At 61.9% G+C, this 4,604-nt stretch carries 4 protein-coding genes; all 4 read right to left on the reverse strand.

Going from position 1 to position 4,604, the window contains the following annotated elements; translation table 11 throughout:
- Positions 1-869, reverse strand: an 869-nt coding sequence (locus ACXRVY_RS17760; RefSeq protein WP_458237880.1) for an efflux RND transporter periplasmic adaptor subunit, incomplete at its 3' end; no start/stop codon positions are given.
- 15 nt (positions 870-884) lie between these two features.
- Entirely contained in the window at positions 885-2,354 is a 1,470-nt protein-coding gene (locus ACXRVY_RS17765) for an efflux transporter outer membrane subunit (protein ID WP_458237881.1), read from the reverse strand.
- Complete coding sequence (locus ACXRVY_RS17770; protein WP_223461520.1) at positions 2,351-2,824, reverse strand: MarR family winged helix-turn-helix transcriptional regulator; 474 nt, start codon at positions 2,822-2,824, stop codon at positions 2,351-2,353. The genes ACXRVY_RS17765 and ACXRVY_RS17770 overlap by 4 nt, the downstream gene beginning before the upstream one ends.
- Positions 2,825-3,075: 251 nt before the next feature.
- Positions 3,076-4,604 (reverse strand): translocation/assembly module TamB domain-containing protein (locus tag ACXRVY_RS17775; RefSeq protein ID WP_458237882.1); only part of this gene is annotated, 1,529 nt, incomplete at its 5' end.

Here is a 4,604-nt window from a genome sequence, read left to right on the forward strand (position 1 = left end):
GTGCCGCTGTACTTCACGTCGCTGCCGTAGAGGTCGGTTTCGATCTCCACCGGCTGACCGATACGCATGTCACGCAGCTGGGTTTCCTTGAAGTTGGCGTCGATCCACAGCTGATCCAGCGGAATCACCGCCATCAGCGCGGTACCCGGTTGTACACGCTGACCAAGCTGTACAGAGCGTTTGGCCACATAACCGGTGACCGGTGCAATCAGGACGCTGCGCGAGTTGTTCAGGTAGGCCTGACGCAATTGCGCGGCGGCGGCCATCACGTCCGGGTGCGACGAAACCACGGTGTCATCGACCAGCGCGCTGGTGGTCTTGAGCCTTTGTTCGGCGTTGGCCAGGGCGTTTTGCGCCGAGGTCAGGTCGTCGCGGGCGTGGGACAGCTCTTCCTGGGAAATCGCCCCGCCAGCGGCGAGATTCTTGCGTCGGCTGAAGTTGTCCTGGGCCTTTTGCACTTCGGCTTTCTGGGCGTTGACCTGGGCTTTCATGCCATCCACATCGCTGTACAAGCCGCGCACCTGACGCACGGTGCGGGCCAGATTGGCCTGGGCGTTTTGCAACCCGATTTCGGCGTCGTTCGGGTCGAAGTTCACCAGCACCTGGCCTTCATGGACCAGATCGCCGTCATCGGCGCCGATGCTGACCACGGTGCCGGTGACCAGCGGCGTGATTTCCACCACGTTGCCGTTCACATAGGCGTCGTCGGTGCTTTCGCTCCAGCGCCCGTAGAATTCGTGGTAGGCCCAGACGCCCGCGCCGCTCAGCACGACGAAGGCCGCCAGGATCAACAGCATGAATTTGCGCTTGCCCGAATTGGGGTTGCCCTGGGTGTTTTCAGGAGGTTGAGTTGTATCGGCAGTGGCCATGACAAGTACCTTGAATTAGTGGGTCAGCGTGGCTGGCGTGGCGTTGGCCGAGGCGATGGCCTCAGGCTGGAATCCGCCGCCCAGCGCCTGCATCAACTGGATCGACAGGTCAATCTGCTCGGCATTCAGGTTGGCCAGCTGACGCTGGGCCTGGAGCAATTGCTGCTCGATGCTGAGCACGTCCAGGTAGTTGCCGATGCCGGAACCGTAACGCTGGACCACGGTGTTGTAGGAATCCTGGGCGATGTCGGTGGCGTGCTGTTGGGCAGCGATCTGCCGGCCGATATCACGCAGCTGGTTGATGCTGTCACTGACATCCCCCAGCGCCTTCACCAGGCTTTTGTTGTACTGCGCCACGGCGAGGTCGTAATCGGCGTCGCGCGAATCGAGGTCGGCGCGCAGGCGGCCACCGTCGAAAATCGGCACAGAGATCGTCGGTGCAATGTTGAAGAAGCGGCTGGCCGAACCAAACATCGCATCGCCCAACAGGGATTCGGCACCGGCAGCGGCGCTGAGGTTCAAGTTGGGATAGAACCGGGTCTTGCCGGCATCGATGTTTTTGCTCGCCGCCTCGACCCGCCAGCGCGCGGCCACCAGGTCCGGGCGACGCCCGAGCAACTCGGCCGGCAGCACTGAAGGTAGCGCTACCGCACTCGGCTGAAGAATGTTCGGACGGGCAATTTCATTGCCTCGGTCCGGACCTTTGCCGAGCAGCACCGCAAGCGCGATTTTCGTGCTGTTCAGGCGTTTTTCGGCATCGATCAGATTGGCCTGGGATRTGGCTTCGAGGCTTTCGGTCTGCTGGAACTGATACTGGCTGTCGATCCCGGCAGTCAGGCGCCGCTGGCTCAGCTCGAGCATTTGTCGGGTGCGCTTGAGGTCTTCGCTGGACAGGTCATAGACGATGTGCGCCTGCCCCAGATCGCTGTAGGCCCGGGCGACATCGGCGGCCAGCGTCAGTTGCGCGGCCTGCTGGTCGACTTCGGCGGCACGAGCCTGGCCCAGAGCGGCTTCCCAGGCATCGCGCTGGCCACCCCACAGGTCGAAGTTGTAATTGAAACCGGTGCTTATGTTGCGAATGGTGGCGTATGCATCACCCTGCCCGCGCGGGTCCTGGTCTCGGGCCAGGCGAGAGCGGCTGACACCGGCGCTGGCATCCAGGGTCGGCATCCGCTCGGCGTCGGCTGCGGAAGCGGCAGCGCTGGCCTGATGGGCACGGGCGTCGGCGATCTGCATGTCCGGACTGTCGCGCAGGGCCTCGCGGATCAGACCGTCGAGTTGCGGGTCGCCGAGGCTTTTCCACCAGTCGCTTTTCGGCCAGGCGGCTGGCGACAGGGTCACGCCGCCAAGGGATTGCCCGGCCTTGAGGCTCTTCGCATCGAGGTTGACGCCTTCGGTTTTCAGGCCGCTGTAACTGGCGCAACCGGCCAGGCTCATGGCCAACAACACCAGGCTCAGGCCGGTACGCAAGGGGTTACTGCTCATTTGTCACCTACCCGCAGCAGGGTGATCGCGTCACCGGCTGCCACCAGAATTTTCTTCAGGATCAGCTCCAGGGTTTTCAATTCTTCTGGAGTGATTGCACCGGCCAGTTCATTCATGGCTTCGGCGCCGATGTGCGGCAGGCGGTCGGCCAGCTTCTGCCCTTCTTCGGTCAGTACCAACTGCACCTGGCGGCGATCCGCCTCGGAGCGTTGGCGGGCAAGGAAACCTTTCTGTTCCAGGCGATCGAGCATGCGCGTCATCGAGCCGCTGTCGAGGGACAGGTGACGGCACAACTCGCCCGGCGAATCGACGCCGAACTGGGCCATGATGATCAACACCTTGAACTGCGCGGCGGTAATGCCGTGGGGTTCCATGTGGGTGTCGATGATCCGGTCCTTGAGCAGCGCGGCGCGCCCGAGCAACAGGCCGAGATGGCAATTCTGGAAATCTTCCGGAGAGAAATGTTTCATCTGACCACCAATTAGCTGCCTAGGCAGTGAATGTATGTCGAGATGTTACTGCCTAGGCAGCGAATGTCAATGCAATAGTTAGCAAGCTTTGTAAATAGTTGACAAACGGTGTCGGAATTTGTTGCGGCCACTCTGACGCCATCGTCGGAACGCCGCCCGGAGCAAGCTCGCTCCCACAAGGATCGCACTGGACCTTGTGGGAGCGAGCTTGCTCGCGATGGGGGCGACTCGGTTTTAAAGAAAACGCAGGCCTAGAAATCCCGCTTGTAGAAGATATCCAGCGAACTGGCCACGCCGCCAGCAGCTTCGAGATAGACCTTCTTGCTCAGCTTGTAGCGCAAGGCAATGGTGTTGGCCGGTTCGAACACACCGACGCCATAGCGCAGGCTGAGCTTCTCGGAAAGGTTGCCGCTGGCCACCACACTGGTGGTGGTACCGCTGCCCTGAGTGTCAAGCTGGAAGTCCTGGATGCCCAGGTTCTTGGCCAGACCACTGGTCACTCCGGAACTGCCCATCAAGCCCAGACCGAGGGCTGCCTGGGCGAGCATGTTGTTGTCTTCACCATTGCTGCTCAGCGGACGCCCGAGCACCAGATAAGACAGGGCCTCCTCCTGGCTCATGGCCGGTTCGGAAAAGATCTGTGTGGTCGGCTGCTCGGCGCTGCCACTCAGGCGAATGCCGGCGATGATATCGTCGGTCTTGCGAATGGCCTCGATGTCCAGATACGGCTGATCGATGGGCCCGGCGAACAGCAAGCGTGCCCGGCGCACCGAAAGCCGCTGGCCGTAGGCGCGGTATCGGCCATCGTTTAGCCACAGCTCGCCACGGGTGTCCATGTTGTCACCGATGTGCACATGCCCCTGCACATTCGCGGTCAAGCCAAACCCGGCGAAGCTCAGCTTGTCCTCGCCGACCAGCACTTCGATGTCCATCTTCATCGCCAGCGGCGGTTTGCCCTCCTCGGTTTGCTGACCGACGATCACCGTGTCATCGGAGACCTTGACCGTTGACGGCGGCAACTCGCGAATGGTGATTTCGCCCTTGGGCACCAGCACTTTGCCGACGATGGCCAACTCGTCGCCCTTCATCGAGATTTTCAGGTCCGGTGCGACTTCCAGCTTGGCGTATGGCTCGACGGTGACCGGTAACTGCGAGCCCTTGAGCGCCAGGTCCACCACCAGTGCCTGACCCCAGGCTATGTTGCCGTTCAGGCTGCCCTGCCCGGCCTTGCCGCTGCTCCAGCCGCCGTTCAGTTCTACGCTTTCACCGGCGATGAGAGCTTGAACGTGCAGGTTTTTCAGCTCCATCGGCAATTCAGGCCCGGAGATCTGACCGTCGCTGAGTTGCAGACTGCCGTTGACTTGCKGCGCCAGCAGCCCGCCGGAAATCGTGCCGCTGCCGTTCAAGCGCCCGGTCAGTTTCTCGACCATCGGCACGAACGGTCGCGCCACCGACAGGTCCAGCCCGCTCAAGCGGAACGAGCCGCTCAACGGTTTGTTCTTCGGCAACGGATTGAGCTGCGCCTGCACCATCAACTCACCGAGTTTGCCACCGACGAAATTGAGCTCGGTGTCGATGCGTTTGGGCGTGAGTTTGCTGGTGAGTTTCAGGGTCTGGTACGGGAAGTCCAGCCACTGCTCCTTTTCCTTGATGCGCAACGTGCCGCCGCCGGCATCGACGCTGATCTGGCCGTTCGGGCCGCTGGCCGGCAGGTCCAGTTGCAGGTCGGCGTTGAGACGACCCTGCCAGGCGAAATCCTTCGGCAACCATTGCGCGAGGC

This window comes from Pseudomonas sp. P5_A2_2 (genome assembly GCF_054177685.1).